This window comes from Actinokineospora guangxiensis (assembly GCF_042657845.1).
Lineage (GTDB): Bacteria > Actinomycetota > Actinomycetes > Mycobacteriales > Pseudonocardiaceae > Actinokineospora > Actinokineospora guangxiensis.
Genome location: NZ_JBHSKF010000001.1, coordinates 720,376 through 743,789 on the forward strand (window position 1 = coordinate 720,376; position 23,414 = coordinate 743,789).

Consider the following 23,414-nt stretch of genomic DNA (forward strand, 5'->3'; position numbering starts at 1 on the left):
GGGGTCTATGCCTGCCCCCTCGGCTCGGTCCGCGTCTCCGGGCGGTTGCGCCGGATCGTGTGGACGACGAAGAGGGTGATCAGCAGCAGCAGGACGCCGCCGCCCGCGCCGATGAGGGCGACCGTCATCGGGGTCAGGTCCTTGGGCACGGCGGGCGGCATGGTCATCCGCACGCTGCGCGACTCCTCCGGCTCCACGCCCTGCTCGGCCGGGATCATCGCGGTCAGCGCGCCGATCGGGTTGATCATGCCGAAGCCGACGAGGTTGTCGTGCCCGCCGGGCGCGGCCGGGTGCGCGGCGGTCAGCTTGATCCGGTCGATGACCTGGCGGGCGTTCAGGTTCGGGAAGCGCTCCCTGATCAGCGCGGCCAGCCCGGCCACGTACGGGGCGGCGAAGCTGGTGCCCTTGATGGTGTCCTTGGAGCCGTCGGACTTGATGTGCAGGTTGGCCAGGCCGTCGCCGGAGGGGTCCAGGGAGATGATGTCGGTGCCCGGCGCGGACACCCCGACCCACGGGCCCTGCACGGTGAACGGCGCGGGGTCGCCGTTGCGGTCCATCGCCGCGACCGAGAGCACGTGGCCTGCGAACCACGGCGGGGTCACGATGTGGGTGGGGTTGTTGGGGTCGAACCCGTTCTTGGAGTCGGGGCAGTTGTTCTCGCCGGTGTTGCCCGCCGAGGTGATCAGCACGACGTCCTTCTGCTCGGCCGCGTACTTCACCGCGGCCTGCAGGGCCAGCTCCCCGGAGTCGATCTCGTAGTTCGACGCCGGGCGGCACCGGTTGACCGACATGTTGACGACCTTGGCCCCGGAGTTGGCGGCCAGCACGACCGCCTGCGCCAGCGTGGTCAGGTTGCCCGCGGCCACCTCCTCGCCGCGACCGCCCTCGGTGGTCGGCGGGCGCTCGCCGGTGTAGTTGGCGCTGGACTGGCGGATGCTCAGGATCTGCGCGCCCGGCGCGATGCCGGTGAAGCCGATGTCGGAGCCCGCGGGCGGCGCGGCGGCGATGATGCCCGCGACCTGCGTGCCGTGCCCGTCGCAGTCCTCCAGGCCGTTGTGCTCCTTCTTGACGTAGTCGCCGACACCGCGCAGCCGGTCGCCGAGGAAGGGGTGCCGGGACACGCCGGTGTCGATCACCGCGACCGGCACGCCCTTGCCGGTGGCGAACTTGTGCAGCTCGTCGAACTGGAGCCGGATCTGGCCCCACGGCCGGTTCTTGATGTCGATGTTGTCCTTGTGCCCGCGGATGCACGCGGTCTTGAGCGCGTAGGCCAGGTCCGGGTCCGCCCCGCTCGGCACCGGGGTGCCCGGCGGCAGCGCGGGCGGCTGGGCGCCCGCGGTCTTGGTCTCCGGCTGCTGGGCGAGCGCGGGCTGCGCGGGCACCGCCATGGCCAGCGCCGCGGCGAGCAGCAGAGCCGGGACGCGCCGCACCGCCCTCATCCGCCGATCTTGAAGTCCACGGCCCGGAGCACCGAGTAGAGCTCCATGACCGCCAGCGACAGGGGCAGGACGACCGCGATGCAGATGGCCTCGAAGATGTCGACGCTGCGGCGCAGCGGCGGGGAGAAGCGCTGGTTGGGGAACACCACGCCCAGCACGAGCCCGCCCGCGCCGACCAGCACCAGCGAGCCGAAGACCCACAGCAGCCGCTCGAAGGGCGGCATCATCCACAGCCACCCGATCAGGATGCCCCCCGCCGACACGATCCCGGTGACCAGCAGCGCGATGGCCTGGCTCCCGTTGGCGTAGGTGCGCGCCCGCAGCAGCAGCACCAGCGTGGCGACGATGCCCAGGGCGATGCCCCACGGGCCGGGGGCGGACGCGGCGATGATCGCGCCGATCGCGGCCACCGCGCCGCAGCCGATGATCATGCCGGTCATGTACTCGTGCGCCAGGCCCGCGCGCCGCTCGATGGAGCGGTAGTCCGGGAAGCCGGTGTCCTCCTTGAGGTCCTCGGCGCTGCCCGGCACGTTCGGCAGCGGCAGCCTGGCCAGCTGGATGGTCAGCCTGGGCAGCAGCGAGAGCCCGGCCAGCGCGACCGCGACCGCGCCCGCGGCGATGCCGGGGGCGGGGTGGGCGATCAGCGTGGCCACGCCGAAGGCGATCACGCCGAGGCCTGCGGCCGACCCGGCGGCGACGAAGGTCGTCACGCCGGAGCCGATGAGCATGATCGAGGCCGAGGACACGATCAGCACCAGCGCGCAGGCCAGCAGCAGCGCCGCGCGGCCCGGCCCGCCGGGCACGATCGTCAGGCCGCTGACGAAGGCCATCGGCAGCGCGCCCGCCGCCGCGATGAGCACACCGGTCGCGCGCTCCTGGTAGCCGCGGGCGATCACCGCGCCGAGCGCGACGAAGACCACCGCGGCCACGCCGGAGACGATCGCCGGGCCGAGGTTGCCGCCGCCGCCCATCGGGCCGCCCATGAGCACGGAGAACGCGCCCGCGATGAGCGCCAGCGCGCCCGCGATGTGGCCGATGCGGCGCGCGGTGTCCTTGGTCCAGGGCCGGTAGCTGTCCGGCGCCGCCTCGGCGATGGCGTCGACGACGTCGTCGTAGAGCGGAGGCGGCGGATTCTCGGCGCGCTTGCGCAGCTGGAGCATGTCGCCGTCGACCACGCCGAGCGAGCCGAGCGTGCGGCTGGGGTCCAGCGGCGCGTCGCCGAGCTTGGCCAGGCACCAGCCGCCGTGGCGGGCGCCGCCGTCGGGGGCGGCCTCCTTGGCCATCTCCAGCAGCATCGGCAGCAGGTCGGCCACCGCGACGTCGGCGGGGAGCGCCACGTCGATGCGCGTTCTCGGGGCGACCACCGTCACCCGGCTGAACACGGTCGTCCCCGTTGCCACTCGCTGGCCCCCTTACCGGTCCCCGAACGTGTCCCGGGCACCCGGGACGGCCCCTAGTATGGACGCACCGCCTCAGGCGGGTGAGCCGGTTGGCGCAGAAACCGGACGCGGGTGCAACCGAACGGGGGGCCGGTGGCCGCAGCACGCGCGCGCAGCGCGATCTTGGGCACGGTGTTCGCGCTGGTCGCCTGTCTGGCCGCTGTCGCGGCCGGGGTCTACGCCGCTGCCGTGCACCACTACTCGGCCGCGGTCGTGCTCCCGGTGGCCTACCTGGCCGCCGTGCTGGTCTCGGCGCTCTCGCCCGTGGGCCGGACGCTGCCCGGCCGGATGGCGCTGGGCGTGGTGCTGCTGGCCGCGCCGCTGGCCTTCGCGGCCTCGCTCGTGGGCTTCGACGGGGTCGACCCGCTCGGTCTGGTCGTGGGCGGCCTGCTGCTGCTCTGCGCGCTGCCGCTGCTGCTGCGCCACGAGGTCGCCCCCGGCCCGCGGCCGCTGACGGCCTACGCGCCCTTCGCGATCGCCTGCGGCGCGGCGCTGCTGCTGGTGGCCGCCGTCGCCGCCGACGACCCCAGTCTGGCGACGCTGACCGGGGGCGGGGCCTACCTCGTGCTCGCCGCGCTGGCCGCGGCCGTCTCGGGCGCGGCGGGCCCGGCCCGCTTCGCCCTCGGCGTGCTGCTGGCGGTGATCGCCGCGGCGGGCGTCTACCTGCTCGCCATCAGCGGTGACGGCGGGTGGCCACAGATCCTGGTGGGCGCGCTGGTCACCGCCGCGTGCGTGGCATCCATCGGCTCGCTCGACAAGGTCCGTCCGGCCCAATCCCCGGACGGCGGCGAAGGCGTTCGGTAGGTTCTGAGGTCAAGTCCTGCCCATGAGAGAGGTGTCCTCCCGGTGAGCACGCTGCAGTTCAAGCGGACGCCGCGCATGGCCGCGCCCCGTCAGCCCGGCGGCGAGGTGCACCTGGAGCCGCCGCCGGAGGTGCCCAGGGTCATCCCGGGCAGCATCGTGATGAAGATGCTGCCCGCGGTCATGATCGTGGCCTCCATCGGCATGATGATCTTCATGTTCACCATGTCCAGGAGCCCCATGTCGCTGATGTTCGGCGGCATGTTCCTCATCTCGACGGTGGGCATGATGGCCGGCGGCATGGGCGGGCGCGGCGGCGGCCAGAAGAAGGCCGAGATGAACGAGGACCGCAAGGACTACCTGCGCTACCTCGGCCAGATGCGCGACCGGGCCCGCGAGGCCGCCCTCGACCAGCGCGCCGCCCTGGAGTGGACCCACCCCGACCCGCAGGCGCTGTGGTCGATCGCCACCAGCCGCCGCATGTGGGAGCGCCGCCAGGCCGACCCCGACTTCTGCCACCTGCGCGCCGGGCGCGGCTCGCAGCGCCTGGCCACCCGCCTGGTCCCGCCGCAGACCGGTCCGGTCGACGAGCTGGAGCCGATCGCCACCCTGGCCCTGCGCCGCTTCGTGCGCGGCCACTCGATCGTGCCCGACCTGCCCATCCAGGTCGCCATCCGCGGGTTCGCCGCGGTCGGCGTCTCCGGCGAGCGCGAGCGCTGCCGCGGCCTGGTCCGGGCGCTGCTGGCCCAGCTGGTCACCTTCCACAGCCCCGACGACGTGCTGATCGCCGTCGTCACCTCCGGCAAGGCGAAGCAGGAGTGGGAGTGGGCCAAGTGGCTTCCCCACGTGCAGCACCCCACCATGGTCGACGGCATCGGCCAGCTGCGGATGATGGCCGGGTCCCTGGCCCAGATCGAGCACTGGCTGGACGACAACCTGCGCGACCGGCCCCGCTTCACCCGCAACGCCCCGCCGCAGCCCGACCAGCCGCACGTGGTCATCGTCATCGATGACGGCGAGGTCACCCGCGAAGAGGCGATCGTGCTGGAGGAGGGCTTCGTCGGCGTCACGCTGCTGGACCTGTCGGACTCCCTCGGCTCGCTGACCGCCCGCCGCGGCCTGCGCCTGGTGGTCGAGGACGACAAGCTCGGCGCGCGCAGCGCCAGCGGCGTGGAGTGGTTCGCCGCGCCGGACACGCTCACCACCGCCGAGGCCGAGGCGCTCTCCCGCAAGCTCTCCCCGTACCGCCTCGGCGCGGGCCAGGCCGACTCCGGCGAGGAGGACGCGCTCGCGGCCAACCCGACGCTGCTGGAGCTGCTGGGCATCCCCGGCGACCCGATGACCTTCGACGTGGCGCAGGCGTGGCGGCCGCGGCCGGTGCGCGACCGCTACCGGGTGCCGTTCGGCATCGGCGAGTTCGGGCAGGCCGTCGAGCTCGACATCAAGGAAGCGGCGATGGAGGGCATGGGCCCGCACGGCCTGTGCATCGGCGCGACCGGCTCCGGCAAGTCCGAGTTCCTGCGCACGCTGGTGCTGGGCATGCTCGCGACCCACTCGTCCACGACGCTGAACTTCGTCCTGGTCGACTTCAAGGGCGGCGCGACGTTCCTCGGCCTGGACAGCGCCCCGCACGTCTCGGCGGTCATCACCAACCTGGCCGGCGAGATCACGCTGGTCGACCGCATGAAGGACGCGCTGGCCGGGGAGATGAACCGCCGCCAGGAGGCGCTGAAGAACGGCGGCAACTTCAAGAACGTGTGGGAGTACGAGAAAGCGCGCGAGAACGGCGCCGACCTCGACCCGCTGCCCGCGCTGTTCATCGTCGTGGACGAGTTCTCCGAGCTGCTCTCGGCCAAGCCGGACTTCATCGACCTGTTCGTCATGATCGGGCGCCTGGGCCGCTCGCTGCAGATGCACATGCTGCTGGCCTCGCAGCGCCTGGAGGAGGGCAAGCTGCGCGGCCTGGACTCGCACCTGTCCTACCGGATCGGCCTGAAGACCTTCTCCGCGGCGGAGTCGCGCGCGGCGATCGGCGTGCCGGACGCCTTCGAGCTGCCGTCCATCCCGGGCTCGGGCTACCTCAAGTACGACACCAGCACGATGGTGCGGTTCAAGGCCGCCTACGTCTCCGGGGCCTACCGGCCGGCGGGCATGCAGGCGGCGGGCCCGGTCACCGCCGTCACCGGGGACCGGCGCGCGAAGCTGTTCGTGCCGGACTACGTGGAGATCCCCAAGGAGCCGGAGAAGCCGGTCACCCCGGTCAAGGAGGAGCCCAAGCCCGACGGCGGGCACGAGGTCAGCGAGCTGGACGTCATCGTCGGGCGCCTGGTCGGGCAGGGCCCGCCCGCGCACGAGGTGTGGCTGCCGCCGCTCAACGAGCCCAACTCCCTGGACACCCTGTTCCCGCCGCTTCAGCCCACCGAGGACCGCGGTCTGTCGCCGGTCGGCTTCTACGGCAACGGCAGGCTTCAGATCCCGCTGGGCATCATCGACAAGCCCTACGAGCAGCGCCGCGACCTGCTGTGGGCGGACTTCTCCGGCGCCGCGGGCCACGCCGCGGTGGCGGGCGGCCCGCAGACCGGCAAGTCGATGATGCTGCGCACGATGATCACGTCGATGGCGCTGACCCACACGCCGCAGGAGGTGCAGTTCTACTGCGTCGACCTCGGCGGCGGCACGCTCGCCTCGCTGGAGAACCTGCCGCACGTCGGCGGCGTGGCGGGCCGTCTTGACCCGGACAAGGTCCGCCGCATGGTGGCCGAGGTGACCAGCCTGGTCACCGACCGCGAGGCCCGGTTCCGCGACAAGGGCATCGACTCGATGACCGACTACCGCAACCGCAAGCGCCGCGGCGAGATGGCCGACGACCCCTTCGGCGACGTGTTCCTCATCGTCGACGGCTGGCTGAACTTCCGCCAGGAGTTCGAGGCGCTGGAGATGCAGGTCGTCAACCTGGCCGCCCAGGGCCTGTCCTACGGCATCCACGTCGTCGTGGCCGCCAACCGCTGGGCCGAGATCCGCCCGGCGCTCAAGGACCTGATGGGCACCCGCTTCGAGCTGCGCCTCGGCGACCCGTCGGAGTCCGATGTGGACCGCCGGGTCGCGGTCAACGTGCCCGCGGGCCGCCCCGGCCGGGGCCTGTCCAGGGACAAGCTGCACTTCCTCGTCGGCCTGCCCAGGATCGACGGCTCCAGCAGCGCCGAGGACGTGGCCGTGGGCGTGCAGGACGCCGTCGCCCGCATCACCGGCTCCTGGCGCGGGCGCACGGCCCCCAAGGTCCGCCTGCTGCCCGAGCTGCTGCCCTACGAGGAGCTGCTGGCGCTGGACTCCCACCGCGGCAACCACATGGTGCCCATCGGGGTCAACGAGGACGACCTGGCCCCGGTCTACCTGGACTTCGACAACGAGCCCCACTTCATGGCCTTCGCCGACGGCGAGTCCGGCAAGACCAACCTCCTGCGGGTCATCGTCCGCGGCATCATGGACCGCTACACCCCCAAGGAAGCGGTCATCATCCTGGTGGACTACCGCCGCACGATGCTCGGCTTCATCAACACCGACCACCTGCTGTCCTACGCGGTCTCCTCCAACCAGCTGGGCGACGTCGTCAAGGACGTCCGCGGCTCCATGCTCAAGCGCCTGCCCGGCCCGGACGTCACCCAGGAGCAGCTCAAGAACCGCTCCTGGTGGAAGGGCCCGGAACTCTTCGTCATCGTCGACGACTACGACCTGGTCGCCCCCCAGGGCAACAACCCGTTGCAGCCCCTGTCCGAGTTCCTCCCCCAGGCCAAGGACGTCGGCCTCCACGTCGTCGCCGTCCGCCGCACCGGCGGCGCCTCCCGCGCGATGTTCGACCCGATCCTGGGCAAGCTCCGCGAGATCGCCAGCCCGGGCATGGTGATGTCGGGGTCCAAGGACGAGGGAGCGCTGCTGGGCACGGTGAAGCCCTCGGCGATGCCGCCGGGCCGGGGCACGATCGTCACCCGCAAGCTCGGCCAGGCCCTGATGCACGTGGGCTGGATCCAGCCGGACTGAGCACGCTCGGCGGGACGGGCTCGGCGGACTCCGATCGGGGGTTGGCCCGACCCCAGGGCGAAGTAGGGTCACGGGCATGAACCAGGACTTCGCGGAGTCCGTCGCCCGGTTCCGCGCGGAACTCGCCTCGGCCGTCACCCGCTCCCGGCGGGCGGCGGCAGAGGCGCGGGCGCACTCGGCGACGCTGCGGCGCGAGGCCGAGGACGAGGCGGCGGACGCCGCCCGGCGCGACGCCGAGGCCAAGGCCGCCGACGCGGACGCCACACGGCCCGGACCGTCCGATCCGGATGATGACGATTTCTCCGAGCACACCATCCTGTTCCGCCCGTAACGGGTGCTAATGCACACGCTATGTGGGCGCTGACCTGCGGGTTCCTGAATTCCGCATTTACAGGAGCAACGACCTCCCGCCAACTGCAACCTCGGTGGAACCGAACCTGGCAGGGTCGCAGTCGTAAGGGGCATACGAACGGGAACCGTTCAAGCCGAACAAGCGAAGCAGGGGGTCACTCCCAATGTCTGGTTACGGTATTGGTACCGAGGAGATGGCGAAGGCCGCGGTCGACGTCGACAACGTCAACCAGCAGAGCCAGGACGCTCTGAAGAGCCTCTACAACAACCTCACCCCGCTCCAGGACAACTGGTCCGGTCAGGCGTCGCAGGCGTTCAACACCCTGCTGCAGCGCTACCAGGCCGACGCCACGAAGCTGCACGACGCCCTGCAGGGCATCTCCGAGCAGCTCAAGCAGTCGAACGAGGCCTACATCCGCCAGGAGGAAGAGTCCTCGCAGTCCCTGAGCAACATCACCAACGTCCTCGGCGGCTGATCTCGGCCCTAGGTGCCGGACCTCACTACAGGCTTTCATTCCAAGGGAGAGACCCAACCATGGGCGACATGATCAAGGTTAACTTCGCTGAGGTCGCGAACGCGTCCCAGTCGATCAACAGCACCTCCGCGACCCTCGAGGGTCTGCTGGGCGAGCTGAAGAGCCGCCTCGCGCCGCTGGCCGCCAACTACGAGGGCGCCGCGTCCGAGGCGTGGAACCAGAAGCAGCGCGAGTGGGACCAGGCCTACGACAGCCTCAAGCAGGTTCTGTCGTCCATCGGTGCCGCCGTCGGCCAGGCCGGTGAGAACTACGAGGCCACCGAGCGCGCCAACTCGGCCCGCTGGGCCTAGTCCAGCGCGAGTCGTTGCGAGCCCGCGGGCCCTGTGCCCGCGGGCTCGACGCGTGTCCGGGGTCACACGAACGGGCTATGGGGGACCCGTTTTGACCCTCACCGAACCCACCGGGTATCTTCTTTCTTTGTTGTGCGGCGCGGGGCGTGTTGCTCGCTGGGCTGGTCCTGGTCGAGGTGCGTTGCGCGCCCCTGGTTGGACCAGTCCGACCAGGGGTGAGGCCCGCACAGGTACCCACGACGCAAGTTGACAATGAGGTAGACCCGTGCCCACGTACACCCCGAAGCCCGGCGAGATCGACCGCGCTTGGCACGTTGTCGACGCCGAGGACGTGGTGCTTGGCAGGCTCGCCACGCACGTCGCGAACCTGCTGCGCGGCAAGCACAAGCCCACCTACGCCCCGCACGTCGACACCGGCGACTTTGTCGTCATCGTCAACGCCGAGAAGGTCGCCCTGACCGGGAGCAAGCGCGACACCGCGTTCGTCTACCGGCACAGCGGTTACCCCGGCGGTCTGCGGAAGCGCTCCTTCGGCGAGATGCTCGACACCCGTCCTGAGCGGCTGCTGGAGAAGGTCGTCAAGGGCATGCTGCCCAAGAACAAGCTGGGCCGCGCCCAGGCCAAGAAGCTGAAGGTCTACGCGGGCCCGAGCCACCCGCACGAGGCGCAGCAGCCCACGCCGTTCGAGATTGCGAAGGTCGCCAAGTGAGTGAAGAGGCCGTGAAGACCGAGGCCGAGGAGACCCCCGAGGCCGTCGAGTCCACCGACGCCGTCGAGTCCACCGACGCCGAGGTCGCCGAGACCGAGCAGGCTGAGTCCGCCGAGGCCGAGCCGCAGGCCGACTCGTTCGAGGCCATCGAGGCCGACGACGAGCCCGCCGCTCCGGCGCTGCCCCGGCTGACCGCCGAGTCCGCGCAGACCGTCGGCCGCCGCAAGGAGGCCGTGGTCCGGGTGCGCATCACCCCCGGCTCCGGCAAGTTCCTCCTCAACGGCCGCACCCTGGAGGAGTACTTCCCGAACAAGGTGCACCAGCAGCTCATCCGCGAGCCCCTGGTGACCGTCGAGAAGAACGAGTCCTTCGACATCCGCGCGAACCTGCACGGCGGCGGCATCACCGGGCAGGCGGGCGCGCTGCGCCTGGCCATCGCCCGCGCGCTGATCGAGCTGGACAGCGAGGACAGGCCGCCGCTGAAGAAGGCGGGCTTCCTCACCCGTGACCCGCGGGTCAAGGAGCGCAAGAAGTACGGCCTCAAGAAGGCCCGCAAGGCGCCGCAGTACAGCAAGCGCTGATCCGCAGCACGTCCCGTTCGGGAGCAGCACGCACCGTGCTGCTCCCGTTCTGGTTTCCCGGTCCCCTTCCCGTGGAGGTTTCCCGCCCATGGCCCGCCTGTTCGGCACCGACGGCGTGCGCGGTCTCGCCAACGCCGACCTGACCCCGGAACTGGCCATGGCGGTGGCCGCCTCGGCCGCGCGGGTGCTCGCCGCGCACGACCGCAGCCACCGGCCCGTCGCCGTGGTCGGCCGCGACCCGAGGGCCAGCGGCGAGATGCTGGAGGCCGCGGTGTGCGCCGGGCTGGCCTCGGCGGGGGCGGACGTCATGCGGGTCGGGGTGCTGCCGACGCCGGGCGTGGCCTACCTCGTCGGCGAGCTGGCCGCCGACCTCGGGGTAATGATCTCCGCATCGCACAACCCGATGCCGGACAACGGCATCAAGCTCTTCGCCGCGGGTGGGCACAAGCTGCCCGACGCCCTGGAGGACGAGATCGAGGCGGGCATCGGCTCGGCCGACGGCCGCCCGACCGGCACCGGCGTCGGCCGCGTGTACGACATCGCCGACGCCGCCGACCGCTACGTCGAGCACCTGCTCAAGGCGGTGCCGAACCGGCTCGACGGCATCAAGGTCGTGGTGGACTGCGCCAACGGCGCGGCCTGGTCGGTCGCCCCGCGTGCCTACCGCGAGGCGGGCGCGGAGGTCATCGCCCTGCACGCGCTGCCCGACGGCGAGAACATCAACGACGGCTGCGGCTCCACCCACCTGGACGACGTGCGCGCCGCGGTCATCGCCGAGGGCGCGCACCTGGGCATCGCCCACGACGGCGACGCCGACCGCTGCCTGGCCGTGGACGCCGCGGGCGAGGTGGTCGACGGCGACCAGATCATGGCCGTGCTCGCGCTGGCCATGAAGGACGCGGGCGAGCTGGTCGAGGACACCCTCGTCATCACCGTCATGAGCAACCTCGGCCTGCACCTGGCGATGCGGGACGCGGGCGTCGCCCTGCGCACCACCGCCGTCGGCGACCGCTACGTCCTGGAGGAGCTGCGCGCCTCCGGCCTGGCGCTGGGCGGCGAGCAGTCCGGGCACGTGATCATCCCCGGCTTCGCCACCACCGGCGACGGCCTGCTGACCGCCATGCGCCTGATGGCCCGCGTCGCGGCCACCGGCACGCCGCTGGCCGAGCTGGCGGGCGTGATGGCCAGGCTGCCCCAGGTCCTGGTGAACGTCCGCGTCGCCGACAAGGCCGCCGTCGCGGTGTCCCCCCGGGTGAGCGAGGCCGTCGCGGCGGTCGAGGCCGAGCTGGGCGACACCGGCAGGGTGCTGCTGCGCCCGTCGGGCACCGAGCAGCTCGTCCGGGTGATGGTCGAGGCCGCCACCCAGGACCTGGCGCAGTCCGCCGCCGACCGGCTCGCGGGCGTGGTGGCCACCGCCTAGCCGCCTTCGCGTCCGCAACGTCGGCGGAACCGGTCCTGGCCTGCGCACATCCCATTCCCAGCGGACAGTCGCGATCGTCCGTTCGGCCCATGGCGGCGCTCGCGGGCGAGTACGCTGCGCAGCACGGGGCCGGGGAACCGGAAGGGGAGAGCTGTGAGCGGGTTCGAGTTCGACGCGGACGCGGTCCGGGGGTTCGCCGCGGTGTTCGCCGAGGCGCAGTCGCAGGTGTCGATGATCCAGACCGACATGGCGCAGAGCACGGCCAAGGCCGCGGACTTCGGCAAGACCTGGGCGGGCACCCAGGGCGCGGAGTTCGAGCAGTACTGGCAGGCGATCATGGCCGATCTCGGCAACCTCGCCAAGCACCTCGGCGCCGTCAGCGCCAACCTCAACCAGGGCACCGACCTGACCGTCGAGTCCGACACCTCCGGCTACAGCAGGCTGAAGACCATCGAGTCGGACATGGACACCGGCGGTTCGGGCACGGACACCGGTGGCGGCGGCTCGGTCGCGGTCTGAGCGGGCTCGGGGACTAGGGGGAAGACATGGACTTCGCGAAGCCGGACGCCTACCAGGCGATGGTGAACATCTCCGCGGGCGCGAGCAGCCGCGGCGAGGCGTGGGACGAGATCGGCGACCGCCTCGACAAGGGCGTGGACACGATGGTGCCCGCCTACGACGCCAAGCTGTCGCTGAACCTCGCGCCGAAGAGCCCGGAGAAGCGCCAAGAGGTCAACGAGCTGCGCTGGGGCAAGATCCAGAAGGACGCCCTGCGCATGGAGGGCCTCGCCGCGGCGATGGAGAACATCGCGCAGGTGGTGAAGTCCGGAAAGGACAAGCTCGCCCACGACTGGAAGGGCGAGTCGTTCGAGGCGTTCAAGACCTCGGTCGAGCGGATGGAGAAGACCCTCACCGACTTCGCCGGGGCGTGCCGGACGACCGCGGGCGGCTTCACCGCCGCCATGGACAGCATCTCCCAGCTCTACTCCTCCTATGGCGCCACTTCGGTCAGCCAGCTCGACTTCTCCTGCCACCCGCAGCCGGAGGACTGGGAGACCCACGACAACCTCGACGGTTTCGCCGACCGCTGCGGTGAGTGGCACCTGTCCATCAACTGCGACAAGAACGACGGCGAGGACTCCGGCGACCTGATCGGCAAGCTGGTCACCAAGCAGTGGATGGAGTACTTCGACGAGACCGACTGCGACGAGAGCGGCGACAAGGTCCGCGGCATGGTCCGCGACATCCTCGACGGCTCCGAGGCATCCAAGGACGCGATCAAAGAGCAGATCGACAACTGGTACACCTCGACCAACGACCTCAAGGACCAGGTCACCGAGCTGCACGACGCCGCGCTGGACAACCTGCGCCTGATGGCCGACCTCAAGGTCTTCGCGCTGATGAAGGTCCCCGGCGGCCAGGGTGGCGGCGGGGACGACAAGGGCGGCGGCAACGACCAGGGCGGTGGCGGCAACGGTGGCGGGTCCGGCGGCGGCTCCGGCTCGGGCGGCGGCTCGGGCTCCGGTGGCGGGTCCGGCTCGGGTGGCGGCACACCGCCCCCGCCGCCTCCGCCGGACCTCAGCTCGCTGGAGCGCGACGGCAAGGCCGACCCGAACAACCCCAACGACCCCGACAATCTCGACCCCGGTCTCGACCCCGGCCAGAATCCCGGCGGCGGCCCGGACGGCGCGCCCGGCACCGGCGGCGCGCCGGAGACGGTGAAGATCGAGGAGGACGGGCGGACCATCGAGGTCACCAGCCCGGACAGCCAGGGCCAGGTCAAGGTCACCGTGGACGACGGCTCGGGCGAGCCCAAGACCTACACCGTCGACTTCGGCGAAGCGGGTCCCGCTGCCCTGCCCGGCGCGATGCCCGGCTCCGGCGGCGCGGGCTTCGGCCCGACCGGCTCGGGGCCCGACGGCCTCGCGGGCGGCGGCGCCGGTGGCGGGGAGGCGATCGTGCCGGGCGAGGACGGCAAGGCCGTCATCTCCGACCCGCCGATGACGATCACCGCGGAGCGGCCCGGCGGCGGCGACGTCGTCGTGGTGACCGTGGACGACGGCAGCGGCGGCGAGCCCACGACCTACACGCTGGACTACGCCGACGCCGAGCAGTCGGGGACGCCGTCGCCGGACAAGCCCGATGAGGTCCGCACGCAGCCCGCCCCCGCGGGGCAGCCGCTGCCGAGCGGGTTCACCGAGGCGTCGGCGGCGACCTCCGGGGCGTCGCTGTGGACCGACCCGTCGGCCACCGGCGGCGGCTCCGGTGACCGCGCGGACTTCATCGGCGGGTCCGGGGGCGGCGCGTTCGGCGGTGCGGCCGAGCCCGCGGTGTTCTCCGACACCTCCGGCGGGTTCGCTGAGCCCGCGGCCTATGCCGACGCCTCCGGCGGTGGCGCGTTCGGGTCCGACCACGGCGTGACCGCGCCCGCCTCCGTCGACGGCGCGTCGGGTGCGGCGGGCAGCGCGTTCGGCGACCAGATGCCCGCCACGCCCGAGCAGGTCATGGGCCAGGCGGCTGCCGTCACCGGCGAGTCGGCGCTGTCCGGGGCCGTCAACGGCAACCCGGGCGGCGACGGCCAGCAGCAGAGCTCCGGCGCCATGGGCGGCGGCATGATGGGCGGCGGGATGGGCGCGGGCGGCGGCCAGGGCGGCGACGCCGAGCGCGCGGTCGGCCAGTGGCGCACCACCGGCAACCTCTTCGACGACGACTACGCCGAGGCCGACTCCAGCATCGGCGGCTTTCTCGGCGACTTCCGCTGACGGGGGCGGTCATGAGCCAGTACCTGATGGACCAGATGGACCCGGACGCCACCCGGCGCCGCATCGATCAGGCGACCGAGGCGGGCCGCCGGGCGATGGACCGGGCCCTGGAGCGCTCGCAGGAGATCGAGAAGGCGGCCACCAGCGCCAACGAGCGGTTGGCCAAGATGACGCAGGACTCCAAGGACGAGCACGCGCGCAAGGCCGAGGCCCGCGCCGCCGCCGAGGCGGAGCGGGAGAAGCAGCAGAACGCGTGGGCCCCGCGCGAGGCCAAGCGCACGGTGCTGTCCTTCGGCGACGAGGATGCCCCCGCCCAGCAGGCGCCGCCCCCACCGCCCCCGCCGCGCCCCGCGCCGCCGGAGCCCGCTCCCCAGGCCCCGCCCGCGCCGAGCCGCTACCTGAAGTTCGGCGAGGACGACGACCACGCCGAGGAGCGCCACCCGGCCCCGCCGCGCACACCCGAGCCGCCGCGCCGACCGGCGCCGTCCCCTCGGCCCGCTGACGGCGAGGACGACGACTGGTCCGGCCGGAGCTGGATGCGGCGATAGCCCATGGGGGAGCTGCGGGTCGACCCGGAGGCCGTCGAGCGCGCCGTCCGCGGTCTCGCCGACATCGCCACGGCGCTCGACGACGTCGTCGCTTTCGCGGGACGGGAGGGCATCACCGCCGAGCGGTTCGGCCCGCTCGCGGCCCGGCTCGGCACGGGAGAGGCCGTGGTCGCGGCCGTCACCGGTCTGCGCGAGTCCTTCGCCGAGTCGGTCCCGGTGCTGACCGGGCTCGCCGAGGAGCTGGCCGAGTCGGCCAAGCGGATCACCGAGACCGACGAGGAGAACGCGCGGCGCATCCGGGCAGCGGGTGAGCGCTGACATGTCCGCCGACGCCATCACCGCCGCGCTGGTCGAACCCGGCGGCTCCGACACCGGCGAGACCAGCAGCGCCCTGATCGACGCCGAGATCGCCAAGCGCGCCCAGGCGCTGTCCACCCGCGAGGCGGGCGCGGTCTACGCGCGCTGGCGCACCCACCCGGCGGCCAAGCAGGGCTGGGCGGAACCGGTGTGGGGCACACCGGACGACGAGAAGCTGCTCGCCGACCTGCGCGGCGTCGAGTTCTGGGCCCTGGCGGCCACGGCCGCGCGGCTCTCGGCGCTCTCCGCGGCGGCCGAGGCGCTGCGCGAAGCGGTCGACGCCGTCGGCACGGGCCTCTACGACGCGTGGGACGAGGCCGTGGCCACGGCGGCCACCGGCCGGTTCGGGCGCTACGCGTCCGGGGTGCGGTCGTGGCAGGACGGTGTCACCCGGCTCGCCGTGGGCCTTGAGGGCGCGGGTGAGGTGGTCTCGGGGGTGCTGCGGGCCTGGGCGGACGACGCCCGGTCGGTGGACCTGCGGATGGACGACCTGGCTCTCCGGCAGACGCAGGTGGACCGGGTCGACGCCGCGCTCGGGGACGGCTCGCTGTGGGGTCGGACGTTCGTGCCGGACGAGCTGCGCTCGGCCGGGGTGTGCGACCTGAACGCGCGCAGCGCACCGCCATGGCCCAGTCACGACGTGATGGCGTGGCTTGATGAGTTCTGCGCGCGCTACGACGCGCTGGTGGGCAGGTTCCGCGGTGGGCTGCGGGCGGCGCACGACGCGGTGTCGGCGGCCTGGCAGGTGCTGGGCGAGGTGGCGGGTGAGGTCGTGGACGAGCCGTTCGCCGGGGCGGTGTCCGGTCCGCCGGTGACCGGCGGGGATCGGGTCGTCATCCGGGACGGCGAGCGGACGATAACGCTGGTCGGGCCGGATTCGCAGGGGCGGTACGGGCTGACGGTGGATGGGGAGAGGCGGGTTCTGGAGCTTGGCGACGGCTCGGATGAGGTGCGGGTCGGGGAGACGGTCATCCGGGCTGAGCAGCTGGGGCCGGGGCGGGTCCAGGTGACGGTGGATGACGGGGTGGGGGAGCCGGAGAAGTACACGATCGAGTCTGAGGGGGGTGCCGTTGCTGAGGCTCGGGATGGGGCGGTGTCGACGCCTTCCGAGGCTGGTTCCGGTGGTGCGGGTTCTGGCGGCGCGGGTTCTGCTGGCGCGGGTTCTGCTGGCGCGGGTTCTGGCGGAGTCGGGGGCGTTGGTGGTGGGCCAGGGGCTGGGGCGACCGCTGCGGCGCCGTTGGGGGATGGGCCGATGACTGGGGCTCAGGAGATGGGGGACGGGAAGAAGGCGGGTGGGGTGCCGGTGGCTGCGGCGGCTGCCGGGGAGGGGTCGGGTGGGCGGGGCGGGATGATGGGAGGCGGGATGATGGGTGGGGGAATGGGTGGTGGTGGGCAAGGGGGAGATTCTGAGCGCAAGACGGGGCAGTGGCGGATTCAGGGGAGTTTGTTTGATGGTGTGGATGATCCGGCTGCGGGGTTCGACGGGATTATCGGCGCTCCGGCCCCGAGGGGGTGACCGTGGTGGATGATCCGGTTGTTCGGGCGGTGCGGTCGCGGTTCTCGGCGATTAGTGCTGAGTTTGGGGATCGGTTGGATGACGCCAAGAAGGTGTGCGGGGAGAAGTTGGCCGCGCATCGGCGGGTTGAGGCTCCGGTGGTTCCGGCGGCTGCTCGACGGCGTCGGCCCGAGCCGGACGATCCGTCGGATACGGGGTTCTTCTCGGTTAGCTGGATGACGAAGCGGTGAGGTAGTCCACAGGGGCGGTTTTGGTTCCTGCGGCGTGAGGGTTCAGTTGGATATCCTGGCGGTGGGGGGCCGGATACTTCGCTTGGGGTGGGTGCGTTGGCGGGGTGGGCCGTTTAGCGGCGATTCTTCTCCCCCGTCGACGCGAATTCACCCCATCGGACAGTGCGGTGGGTGGGGGCGGTTAGGCGGCGTCTACCAAGCCCTTGATGGGCTGGTCCAAGAGTTCGCCGTACTTCTTGTCGCCGGTCAGGTGGTGCAGGAAGAACGCCGTCAGGAGGGCCTTGGTCAGTTTGTGGGCGGCGGAGTCGGGTTTGCCCTGGATGACCAGGTTGCTCCAGTGCTTGCCTTCGGTGAAGGCCAGGTGGCTGGACTTGGGCAGGGTGCTGAGGCGGGAGGGGCCCGCCCAGTTTCGGGCGATCAGTTCGGCGTGGGCGACCGGTGGGGCGACGATGTCGCGGCCCCCTGCCAGGTGCAGGGAGGGCATGGTGCAGTCGCGGGCGGCGTCGGAGGCGAAGGGGCGGGTTTGGGAGGCGGCGAGGGTGGCCACTGCCTTCACGCGGTCGTCTTCGGCGGCGGCCAGGACGGCGCAGCCTGCGCCGGTGGAGTGGCCTGCCAAACCGAGTCTGCGGGGGTCGACGCTGATGTCGCCGGTGCCCAGGCGGACGCCGGCGCAGATGTCGAGGGTGGTGCGCAGGTCGCCCGCGAGGAGCCTGCTGGAGGCGAAGGGGCCCGACTGGGTGGCCGGGGCGGCGGTGACGATGCCCCAGGAGGCCAGGTGGCGCAGGAGGCCGCGGTAGCGGGACACGGGCTGCAGCCAGCCGTGGCCGAAGGCGATCGCGGGGAGGTTCTTGCCGGACTTCGGGGTGAAGACCGTGCCGGGCAGGCCGACGAGGGCGAGGTCACCGCGCAGGACCTCGTGCGGGCCTGGGCGGGTCAGCTCGGCGAGCGGGCGTGCCATGCGGGAAGCCTATCCGGGGAGACGGCGGACACGTGGTTACCCTGGTCGCCGTGTGCGGAATCGTGGGTTACGTAGGACACCGTCAGGCGCTGGACGTGGTGCTCAACGGGCTGCGCAGGCTTGAGTACCGCGGGTACGACTCCGCGGGCGTCGCCGTGCTGGCGGATGGCGCGATCGTGGTGGAGCGCAAGGCCGGGAGGCTGGCCAACCTGGAGGCCAGGGTGGCCGAGGTGGGCGTCGAGGCCTTCGCGGGCACCGCGGGGATGGGGCACACCCGGTGGGCCACGCACGGCGCGCCGGTCGACCGCAACTCCCACCCGCACCGCGACGCCACCGGGCGTGTCGCGGTCGTGCACAACGGGATCATCGAGAACTTCGCCGCGCTGCGGGCCGAGCTGGAGGCCGCCGGGGTCGAGATGGCCAGCGACACCGACTCCGAGACCGCGGCGCACCTCATCGCCCGCGCCTACGGCGGTGACCTCGCCGAGGCCGTGCGCACGGTCTGCCGCCGCCTGGAAGGCGCGTTCACGCTGGTCGTGAGCCACGCCGACGAACCGGACCGGATCGTCGCGGCGCGGCGGTCCTCGCCGCTGGTGGTCGGGCTCGGGGAGGGCGAGACGTTCGTCGCCTCCGACGTGGCGGCGTTCATCGAGCACACCCGCGAGGCCGTCGAGCTGGGGCAGGACCAGCTGGTGGAGATCACCCGCGAGGGCTACGCCGTCACCGACTTCCTCGGCGGCGAGGCCGTCGTCAAGCCGTTCACCGTGGACTGGGACCTCTCGGCCGCGGAGAAGGGCGGCCACGAGTACTTCATGCTCAAGGAGATCGAGGAGCAGCCCGACGCGCTGGCGAACACGCTGCGCGGGCACTTCGTCGACGGGCGCATCGTGCTCGACGAGCAGCGCCTCTCCGACCAGGACCTGCGCGACGTCGACAAGGTCTTCGTCGTGGCCTGCGGCTCGGCCTACCACTCCGGCCTGGTCGCCAAGTACGCCATCGAGCACTGGACGCGGCTGCCCGTCGAGGTCGAGCTGGCCTCGGAGTTCCGCTACCGCGACCCGGTGCTCGACCGCGACACCCTGGTCGTGGCGGTCTCGCAGTCCGGTGAGACCGCGGACACGCTGGAGGCGGTGCGCCACGCGCGCGAGCAGAAGGCGCGCGTGCTGGCGGTCTGCAACACCAACGGCGCGCAGATCCCGCGCGAGTCCGACGCGGTGCTCTACACCCACGCCGGCCCGGAGATCGGCGTCGCCTCCACCAAGGCGTTCCTCGCCCAGATCGCGGCGAACTACCTGGTCGGCCTGGCCTTGGCGCAGGCGCGCGGCACGAAGTACTCCGACGAGATCGCCCGGGAGTTCCACGAGCTGGAGGCCATGCCCGCCGCGGTGACCAGGGTGCTGGAGACCGTCGGCCGGGTGCGCGAGCTGGGCCGCGAGCTGGCCGACTCCAAGGCGGTGCTGTTCCTGGGCCGCCACGTCGGCTACCCGGTGGCCCTGGAGGGCGCGCTGAAGCTCAAGGAGCTGGCGTACATGCACGCCGAGGGCTTCGCGGCGGGCGAGCTGAAGCACGGGCCGATCGCGCTGATCGAGGAGGGCCTGCCGGTCGTCGTGGTGATGCCCTCGCCCAAGGGCCGCGCGGTGCTGCACGCGAAGCTGGTGTCCAACATCAGCGAGATCCAGGCCCGCGGCGCGCGCACCATCGTCATCGCCGAGGAGGGCGACGAGACGGTGCGCCCGTACGCCGACGAGCTGATCGAGGTGCCCGCGGTGCCGACGCTGCTGCAGCCGCTGGTGTCGACGGTCCCGTTGCAGGTGCTGGCCGCCGAGATCGCCCGCGCCCGCGGCTACGACGTGGACAAGCCGCGCAACCTGGCCAAGTCCGTCACGGTCGAGTAGTGAACGGCGTCTGGGCCACCGACCGGGTGCGCGAGGCCGAGCGGCTGGTGCTGGCCAGGACGCCGCCCGGCGCGTTGATGCGCCGGGCCGCGCACGGCGTCGCCCAGCACGCCCTCGCTCTGCTGCGGCGCAGCGGCGGCGTGGCCGGGCGGCGCGTCGTGCTGCTGGTGGGCACCGGGGACAACGGCGGCGACGCGCTGTGGGCCGGGGCGTTGCTGCGCCGCCGCTCGGTGGGTGTCGTCGCGGTCCCGGTCGATCCCGAGCGCCTGCACGCCGAGGGGCTGGCGGCCCTGCGCCGCGCGGGCGGACGCCTCGGCACACCGTCTGATGTGGACTCCGCCGACCTGGTGGTCGACGGGATCGTCGGGCTCTCCGCGCGCGGCCCGCTGCGGGCTCCGGCGGCCGACCTGGTCGCCAGGATCACCGCGCCCGTGGTGGCCGTCGACCTGCCCAGCGGCGTCGACCCGGACACCGGGGCCGTCGAGGGGCCCGCGGTGACCGCCGAGGTGACGGTGACCTTCGGCGCGCACAAGCCGGTGCACGCGCTCGCCGCCGAGCGCTGCGGCGAGGTGCACCTGGTCGACCTGGGGCTGGAGCTGTCCGACCCCGACTTCGCCGTCCTGGACCGCGCCGAGGTGGCCGCCGCCTGGCGGCTGCCGGGGCCGGCCGACGACAAGTACACCCAGGGCGTCGTGGGTGTCGCCGCGGGCTCGGCGAGCTACCCGGGGGCCGCGGTGCTCGCCGTGGGCGCGGCCGTCGCGGCGACCTCCGGGCTGACCCGCTACGCCGGGCCCGCCGCCGAGGAGGTCCGCGCCCGCTGGCCCGAGGTGGTCACCACCGGCACCGTGGGCGACGCGGGCCGGGTGCAGGCCTGGGTCGTCGGGCCCGGCATGGGCACCGGGGCGGCGGCGCGCGACGTGCTGCGCGAGGTGCTGGCCGACGGCACGGCCGTCTGCGCCGACGCCGACGCCATCACCCTGCTCGGCGCGCACCCGGACCTGTGGGACGCCCGCGACCCGGACGCCGCCGTCGTGCTCACCCCGCACGAGCGCGAGTTCGCCAGGATCGCCGGGCCGCTGGGCATCCGGCTCGGCGCCGACCGCGTGGCGGCGGCGCAAGCGCTTGCCGCCCGGCTGGGCGTGACCGTCCTGCTCAAGGGGCACGCGACCGTCGTCGCCGGTCGGGACGGCCGCACCCTGGTGAATCCGGCGCGCTCGCACTGGCTGGCGACCGCCGGGTCCGGCGACATCCTGTCCGGGCTGCTCGGCGCGCTGCTGGCCACCGGGATCGATCCGGTGACCGCCGGTGGCGCGGCGGCGTGGGCGCACGTGCGGGCCGGCGAGCTGGCCGCGCGGGGCGCGCCGGTGTCGGCGTCGCCGGTGCTGGCGGCGCTGCCGGAGGCGATCCGGGAGGTGCTCGGTGGCTGAGCCGAGGGCCGAGGTGGTCATCGATCTGGACGCCGTCCGGGCCAACGTGGCGCGGCTGGTCGAGCTGGCCGGGCCCGCGGAGACGATGGTCGTGGTCAAGGCCGACGGGTACGGGCACGGCGCGGTCGAGGTCGGCCGGGCGGCGCTGGAGGCCGGCGCGTCCTGGCTGGGGACGGCGGCGCTGGCTGAAGCGCTGCAACTGCGCGCCGCCGGGATCGACGCGCCGGTGCTGTGCTGGCTGGATGCCGTGGGGACGGACATGCGCGCCGCCGCCGACGCCGGGATCGACGTTTCCGTGTCCACTGTGGAGCAGTTGAAGGCGGCTTCTGGCGCGCGGCTGCACCTGAAGGTCGACACCGGGTTGGGCCGCAGCGGGTGCCCGGCGGCGCTGTGGCCGGAGCTGGTGCGGGCGGCGGCGGAGTCCGGGGAGCGGGTGCACGCGATCTGGTCGCACCTGGCGTGCGCGGACGTGCCCGGCCACCCGTCGATCGATGCCCAGGCCGAGCGGTTCGCGCGGGCCTACGGCGAGGCGCTGGTGGCGGGGCTGGAACCGCGTCGGCACATCGCCAACTCCGCGGCGACGCTGACCCGGCCCGACCTGCGCTTCGACATGGTGCGCACGGGAATCGCCGGCTACGGGCTGAATCCGGTGCCCGGCGGGGAGAGCCTGACACCGGCGATGACGTTCCGGTCGTCCGTGGTGTCGGTGAAGGAGATCGCCGCGGGCGAGTCTGTCTCCTATGGACACACCTGGACCGCGGAGCGGGACACCCGCCTCGCGCTGGTCCCGGTCGGCTACGCCGACGGCGTCCCCCGCCTGCTGTCCGGCCGCTTCTCGGTGCTGCTGAACGGAGAACGGCGTCCGGTGCGCGGCCGGGTCTGCATGGACCAGATCGCCGTCGAGTGCGACGCGGCGACCCGGCCCGGTGACGAGGTGGTCCTTTTCGGACCGGGGACGCGCGGTGAGCCGACGGCCACCGAGTGGGCCGAGACCATCGGCACCATCGACTACGAGATCGTCACCGGCATGTACCGGTCGCGGGTCTCGCGCGCCTACCGGGGGCGGCGGTGAGGGGCAGGGTGATCGCCGCGGCGGGCGGCGCGGTCGGCCTGGCCGCCGCTGCCGCCGTCGTCGTGCTCACCAAGCGCCGCAAGGCCGAGGACCCCTACGCCGAGGAGCCGCTGGGCGAGCTGGAGCCCGACCGGGTGAGCACCGTCGCGGCGGCCGACGGCCTGGCGCTGTCGGTCGAGGAGGTCGACCCCGCCGACGGCGGCACGCCCGACCTGACCGTGATCCTCGTGCACGGCTTCGCCCTCAGCCGCGCGTGCTGGCACTTCCAGCGCCGCGACCTCGCCGCCATGACCGCCCCGCGCGTCGCCCAGGTGCTCTACGACCACCGCAGCCACGGCCGCTCCGGGCGCTCCACCGAAGCCGACAGCAAGATCGAGCACTTGGCCGAGGACCTCGACGAGGTCATCCGCGCCGTCGCCCCGGACGGCCCGCTGGTGCTCGTCGGGCACTCGATGGGCGGCATGGTCGTCATGGCCCTGGCCGAACTGCGCCCCGAGCTGTTCGCCGACCGGGTGCGCGGCGTCGCGCTGATCGGGACCTCGGCGGGCGAGGTCGGCAAGCAGGGCCTGCCGCGCCCGCTGCTGTCCAAGTACAACCCGTTCACCCGGCTCATCGGCCGCGTCGCCGACTGGCAGCCCGGCCTGGTCGAACTCGTGCGCGCCGCGGGCGGCCAGCTCACCAGGGGCGCGGTGCGCACCGTCGGCTTCGGCTCGGGCGAGGTCAGCCCCAAGCTGGTCGACTTCCTGGTCGACATGCTGAACGTGACCCCGGTGCGCGTCCTCGCCGACTTCATCGAGACACTCGGCAGCCACAACCGCTACGCGGCCCTCGCCGGCCTGCGGGAGTGCCGCGTGCTCGTGCTCAGCGGCGACGAGGACTGGATGACCCCGTGGCCGCACGCCGAGCGCATCGCCGCCGAGCTGCCCGACTCGACGCTGGTGCGGGTGCGCGGGGCCGGGCACCTGGTGATGCTGGAGCAGCCCGAGGTGGTCACCGGCCACCTGGCGGTGCTGCTGCGCGAGTGCTCCGAGTGAGCTGTGGAAGGTGG

The 23,414-nt window shown here is 72.8% G+C and carries 20 protein-coding genes; 17 read left to right on the forward strand and 3 right to left on the reverse strand.

Going from position 1 to position 23,414, the window contains the following annotated elements:
* Positions 1 to 5 precede the first annotated feature (5 nt).
* Together mycP and eccD are read right to left on the reverse strand one after the other, a co-directional pair.
* Positions 6 to 1,439 carry a type VII secretion-associated serine protease mycosin gene (gene mycP / locus ACFPM7_RS03475; protein WP_378243629.1) on the reverse strand — a complete coding sequence of 478 codons (1,434 nt, stop codon included), beginning with the start codon at positions 1,437 to 1,439 and terminating at the stop codon, positions 6 to 8.
* Positions 1,436 to 2,839 carry a type VII secretion integral membrane protein EccD gene (eccD, locus tag ACFPM7_RS03480; protein ID WP_378243631.1) on the reverse strand — a complete coding sequence of 468 codons (1,404 nt, stop codon included), beginning with the start codon at positions 2,837 to 2,839 and terminating at the stop codon, positions 1,436 to 1,438. The genes mycP and eccD overlap by 4 nt, the downstream gene beginning before the upstream one ends.
* A 132-nt stretch (positions 2,840 to 2,971) precedes the next feature.
* Between eccD and ACFPM7_RS03485 the strand changes: the two genes are divergently transcribed.
* From ACFPM7_RS03485 to ACFPM7_RS03545, 13 genes are all read left to right on the forward strand, one after another.
* On the forward strand, positions 2,972 to 3,682 hold the full coding sequence (locus tag ACFPM7_RS03485) for a hypothetical protein (RefSeq protein WP_378243633.1): 711 nt from the start codon (positions 2,972 to 2,974) through the stop codon (positions 3,680 to 3,682).
* Positions 3,683 to 3,724: 42 nt separating this feature from the next.
* A complete protein-coding gene (gene eccCa / locus ACFPM7_RS03490) occupies positions 3,725 to 7,714 on the forward strand; it encodes a type VII secretion protein EccCa (RefSeq protein WP_378243635.1) in 3,990 nt (1,329 codons plus the stop codon).
* A 76-nt stretch (positions 7,715 to 7,790) separates the two neighbouring features.
* Positions 7,791 to 8,045, forward strand: coding sequence for a hypothetical protein (locus tag ACFPM7_RS03495; RefSeq protein ID WP_378243637.1), 255 nt, complete (start codon positions 7,791 to 7,793; stop codon positions 8,043 to 8,045).
* A 214-nt stretch (positions 8,046 to 8,259) separates the two neighbouring features.
* A complete protein-coding gene (locus ACFPM7_RS03500) occupies positions 8,260 to 8,541 on the forward strand; it encodes a WXG100 family type VII secretion target (RefSeq protein WP_378243639.1) in 282 nt (93 codons plus the stop codon).
* 59 nt (positions 8,542 to 8,600) lie between these two features.
* Positions 8,601 to 8,891, forward strand: a complete 291-nt coding sequence (locus tag ACFPM7_RS03505; RefSeq protein ID WP_378243641.1) for a WXG100 family type VII secretion target — start codon at positions 8,601 to 8,603, stop codon at positions 8,889 to 8,891.
* A 265-nt stretch (positions 8,892 to 9,156) separates the two neighbouring features.
* Positions 9,157 to 9,600 (forward strand): 50S ribosomal protein L13, encoded by a 444-nt coding sequence (rplM, locus tag ACFPM7_RS03510; RefSeq protein ID WP_378243643.1) that lies wholly within the window; start codon positions 9,157 to 9,159, stop codon positions 9,598 to 9,600.
* Positions 9,601 to 9,746: 146 nt separating this feature from the next.
* Positions 9,747 to 10,181 (forward strand): 30S ribosomal protein S9, encoded by a 435-nt coding sequence (rpsI, locus tag ACFPM7_RS03515; protein WP_378243851.1) that lies wholly within the window; start codon positions 9,747 to 9,749, stop codon positions 10,179 to 10,181.
* An 88-nt stretch (positions 10,182 to 10,269) separates the two neighbouring features.
* Positions 10,270 to 11,601, forward strand: coding sequence for a phosphoglucosamine mutase (gene glmM / locus ACFPM7_RS03520; RefSeq protein ID WP_378243645.1), 1,332 nt, complete (start codon positions 10,270 to 10,272; stop codon positions 11,599 to 11,601).
* Between the two features lie 153 nt (positions 11,602 to 11,754).
* A complete protein-coding gene (locus ACFPM7_RS03525) occupies positions 11,755 to 12,120 on the forward strand; it encodes a hypothetical protein (protein WP_378243647.1) in 366 nt (121 codons plus the stop codon).
* A 26-nt stretch (positions 12,121 to 12,146) separates the two neighbouring features.
* A complete protein-coding gene (locus ACFPM7_RS03530; protein ID WP_378243649.1) occupies positions 12,147 to 14,363 on the forward strand; it encodes a WXG100 family type VII secretion target in 2,217 nt (738 codons plus the stop codon).
* Positions 14,364 to 14,374: 11 nt separating this feature from the next.
* Positions 14,375 to 14,911 (forward strand): hypothetical protein, encoded by a 537-nt coding sequence (locus tag ACFPM7_RS03535; protein WP_378243651.1) that lies wholly within the window; start codon positions 14,375 to 14,377, stop codon positions 14,909 to 14,911.
* A gap of 3 nt (positions 14,912 to 14,914) precedes the next feature.
* Complete coding sequence (locus ACFPM7_RS03540; RefSeq protein WP_378243653.1) at positions 14,915 to 15,229, forward strand: type VII secretion target; 315 nt, start codon at positions 14,915 to 14,917, stop codon at positions 15,227 to 15,229.
* On the forward strand, positions 15,219 to 16,784 hold the full coding sequence (locus ACFPM7_RS03545) for a hypothetical protein (RefSeq protein ID WP_378243655.1): 1,566 nt from the start codon (positions 15,219 to 15,221) through the stop codon (positions 16,782 to 16,784). The genes ACFPM7_RS03540 and ACFPM7_RS03545 overlap by 11 nt, the downstream gene beginning before the upstream one ends.
* 411 nt (positions 16,785 to 17,195) lie before the next feature.
* On the opposite strand, the gene ACFPM7_RS03550 is transcribed toward ACFPM7_RS03545, so the two are convergent.
* The gene (locus ACFPM7_RS03550) at positions 17,196 to 17,972 is read right to left on the reverse strand and encodes a dienelactone hydrolase family protein (protein WP_378243657.1); all 777 of its coding nucleotides are present in this window, start codon (positions 17,970 to 17,972) and stop codon (positions 17,196 to 17,198) included.
* Between the two features lie 50 nt (positions 17,973 to 18,022).
* On the opposite strand from ACFPM7_RS03550, the gene glmS reads away from it, so the two are divergent.
* The 4 genes from glmS to ACFPM7_RS03570 are packed head-to-tail and all read left to right on the forward strand — an operon-like array spanning position 18,023 to position 23,400.
* Positions 18,023 to 19,867 (forward strand): glutamine--fructose-6-phosphate transaminase (isomerizing), encoded by a 1,845-nt coding sequence (glmS, locus tag ACFPM7_RS03555; protein WP_378243660.1) that lies wholly within the window; start codon positions 18,023 to 18,025, stop codon positions 19,865 to 19,867.
* On the forward strand, positions 19,867 to 21,294 hold the full coding sequence (locus ACFPM7_RS03560; protein WP_378243662.1) for an NAD(P)H-hydrate epimerase: 1,428 nt from the start codon (positions 19,867 to 19,869) through the stop codon (positions 21,292 to 21,294). The genes glmS and ACFPM7_RS03560 overlap by 1 nt, the downstream gene beginning before the upstream one ends.
* A complete protein-coding gene (alr, locus tag ACFPM7_RS03565; RefSeq protein ID WP_378243664.1) occupies positions 21,287 to 22,366 on the forward strand; it encodes an alanine racemase in 1,080 nt (359 codons plus the stop codon). The genes ACFPM7_RS03560 and alr overlap by 8 nt, the downstream gene beginning before the upstream one ends.
* Entirely contained in the window at positions 22,363 to 23,400 is a 1,038-nt protein-coding gene (locus ACFPM7_RS03570; protein ID WP_378243666.1) for an alpha/beta fold hydrolase, read from the forward strand. The genes alr and ACFPM7_RS03570 overlap by 4 nt, the downstream gene beginning before the upstream one ends.
* Positions 23,401 to 23,414 lie beyond the last annotated feature (14 nt).